Genomic DNA, 3,319 nt, shown 5'->3' on the forward strand with positions numbered 1-3,319 from the left:
GGTTGGATTTTAGTTATAATTAAAAAAACACAAGAGATTAGAGTAAATACGTTGAAGTTGATTCTTATTAAAGAACCAAAAAAACAGGCAGATAGAAGGGCAGTTATTCGAACAAAATTTTTATAAGAATAAAAAAATTTATAATAATACTTATGCTGCCATGATTAAAAAAAAGGAATACTTAAATATATCAAAAAAAATCATGTTCGAATTTTCGAGTTTAAATGCACAAAAAAAAAATCGATAAAAAAACAAAAAGTGCCTATTCTATAATCACTTACTAAAACAATTATAGAATTATACACTTGTTATGAAGTTCTCCCTAAAAACTAATTAATAGCAATGTAATATCAATTATATTTCGTTGATAACCAATACTCAATTTGAGTATTGGTTATTATTTAAGGTTAGTTTTCGATTAAAGTATAATTTAATTCGGTATATGTAATATGATTTGATGTACTTTTCTAAGAAATATTAAATTAAACAATAAAAAAATACTTAATAGAATAATAAAAATTCCTAAAATAAAATTTAAAATTTTTGACAGCAGCAGTTTTATAAAGCAAAAAAAATGCCAATTTGAAATCTTCAAACTGACACTTTCATTTAATATAATTCTCCCTAAGAACTAATTAATAGCACTGTAAAGATGCGAAATTTAATCCATATTAGCAATACTCAAATTGAGTATTACGATTTTTTAAATAAGATTTTTATTTGTTTTTAGCATCCCTATCAGTTCTCCAGTTGAGGAAATATTTAATTTTTTAAGAATATTTCTTCTATGTGTATCAACTGTATTTGCAGTAATACCAAGGCTTTTTCCAATTTTTTTACTCGAATAACTTAATAACAAAAGCCTTATTATATCACGTTCTCTATTGCTAATATTGTCTGAAAGCAACTTTTGAGAAAAATTATTAAAGTAAATGGTTTCATATTCATTATTCACATTCAATAACTTTGCTGACGCATATACTGGCATTTCAATTTCTGAGGGTAATACGGTATAATGAGCCAATCCAATAATTGGCTTATTTTCACTATCAAATTCAAGTGGTGTTGTATTTTGAACAATATTTACATAATCTCCTTTACCATCTTTAAACCTATAATTCCAAGTATAGCTTGCCCTAATTCTGTCTTTTACCGAAATTTCATCCAAAGTAAAACTCATTAAATGATTTAATGCCTTAAGCCATATTTCTAAATCATCTGGATGGATTCTACTCCAAAAGTATCGCATTCCCTTGGTAATTAGCTCTCTCCTGTCTAAAGTTAAACAAGCACTCATATTTTTACTTATATATTCAAAGGATAAATCTTGAGTATTGGTGATACAGAAAAATGTGGAACTATAAGGCAAATAAGCATCTAACTCTATTATTTTTTCAATATGCTTTTTAAGTGAAGGATTGTCATGCGATTTAAAAATTTTTTTATAAACTTCTTTTATCCTACCACTTGTCATAACGAGAGATTTTATTAAAAATAGGCAAAAATTAACTTAAGTGAAAATATAGAAGTAGAAATTCAAATTTTTAAAATAAAAAAAATCCTGATAAAATTATCAGGATTTTTAATTGTGTGGGCGCAGAGGGATTCGAACCCCCGACCCCTTGGGTGTAAACCAAGTGCTCTGAACCAACTGAGCTATGCGCCCTAATTATTAGGTGTGCAAATATAACCTAGTTTTTAATATTGCAAAAACTTTTTTAATAAAAAATTAAATTATTTCAGCTACTACAAATGTGCTACCTCCAATGAATACAAAATCATTGGTATTTGCTGATTTCAAAGCCATATTATATGCTTCATTAACAGAGCTATAGGCTTTTCCTTTTATATTATACTTGGACAATTCTTGCTTTAACATATTTGCATCCAACCCTCTTGGAATATCAGGTTTACAGAAGTAATAAACGGCATTTTCAGGCAATAAATGGACAATAGAACTCAAATCTTTATCATTTACTACACCAAAAACAATATGTAGGGATTCAAATTTTTCATTTTTAAGCTGTTGCATCACATACGTTAAACCTTCCGTATTGTGTCCAGTATCGCAAACTACTTTAGGGCTTTCATTTAATATTTGCCAACGGCCCAACAATCCTGTATTTCTGACTACATTTAATAAGGCTTGTTTTACGTTTTGCTTGGTTATTTTAAACCCTATTTCTTGGAGCTCTTTTACAGTTTGCAAAACTGTTTTTATATTTTTAGACTGGTAACTTCCTATTAAATCTGATTTATAGTCCTGATGAACCTCTTTATCAGCAAAAGTAATTCTTGAATGATTCTTTTTTGCTAATTGATTAAAAACAGATTGTGTTTCATGCTGGGTTTCACCAACTACTACTGGAATATTTGGTTTAATAATACCTCCTTTTTCAAAAGCTATGGCTTCCAATGTGTTTCCTAAAAACTGCGTGTGATCTAATCCAATATTTGTAATTACAGAAACCTCTGGAGTAATAATATTTGTAGAATCTAATCGTCCTCCTAAACCAACTTCTATAACTGCAATATCAACTTTTTGCTTCGCGAAATAATCAAATGCCATACCTACTGTCATCTCAAAAAAAGACAACTTATTAGCATCTAGAAAAGGTTTATTTCGTTTTATGAAACCAATAACAAACTGCCTGCTAACTTCCTTTCCGTTAATTTTAATGCGCTCTCTGAAGTCTTTTAAATGCGGCGAGGTATATAACCCAACTTTATATCCAGAATCTTGTAAAATGGATGCCAGCATGTGACTTGTTGAACCTTTGCCATTTGTTCCAGCAACGTGAATTGTTTTAAACTTCCTTTCAGGATTATTTAAATGAGTTGCAAGTTTTAAAGTATTTGATAAATCTTTTTTAAAGGCCGTTTTACCCTCTCGTTGATACATTGGTAGTTGAGAAAACATCCAATTTAGTGTATCTTGATATGTCATTGATTACTGACTTAATTTGAAGTTAACACTAACAAAACCAACTTGGCGTGTAGGTGCTTTTGAATCTGCCGGCCATTTATGTGACATGGCTATTTTTTTTGCTGGTTCTAACAAGCATTGTGCTGTATTAGTCGTGCCTTTTTGTCCTGGTTCTGCTGAAACTACATTACCATTTTGGTTTACAATAATTTTCACAATCACCATCCCTGACTCATTACAATCTTGTTTTAGCCTTGTAAAAGAAGCATTTCCTCTACCATTTAAACCATAACCAACACCGTCACTCCCTGTACCTTGACCACCAAAATAACTCGATGCATAAGGGTCGCCATCCAATTGCCCTTTATCGCCAGGTGCATTATCATTGCCCTC

Annotated in this window: 2 protein-coding genes, 1 tRNA gene and 1 pseudogene; all 4 read right to left on the minus strand. The window is 30.2% G+C overall.

All coding sequences use genetic code 11. From position 1 onward, the window contains the following. Positions 1–703: 703 nt before the first annotated feature. On the minus strand, positions 704–1,474 hold the full coding sequence (locus WBN21_RS14530; RefSeq protein WP_424201515.1) for a LuxR C-terminal-related transcriptional regulator: 771 nt from the start codon (positions 1,472–1,474) through the stop codon (positions 704–706). Positions 1,475–1,591: 117 nt separating this feature from the next. Further along, positions 1,592–1,666: transfer RNA gene (locus tag WBN21_RS14535), tRNA-Val, on the minus strand. A 63-nt stretch (positions 1,667–1,729) separates the two neighbouring features. Further along, a complete protein-coding gene (locus tag WBN21_RS14540) occupies positions 1,730–2,947 on the minus strand; it encodes a bifunctional folylpolyglutamate synthase/dihydrofolate synthase (RefSeq protein ID WP_424201517.1) in 1,218 nt (405 codons plus the stop codon). Between the two features lie 3 nt (positions 2,948–2,950). Then, positions 2,951–3,319 (minus strand): annotated as a pseudogene (locus WBN21_RS14545) (energy transducer TonB); the annotation flags it as partial.

Source organism: Algibacter sp., from assembly GCF_049667265.1.
In the GTDB taxonomy this organism is placed as follows: domain Bacteria; phylum Bacteroidota; class Bacteroidia; order Flavobacteriales; family Flavobacteriaceae; genus Algibacter_B.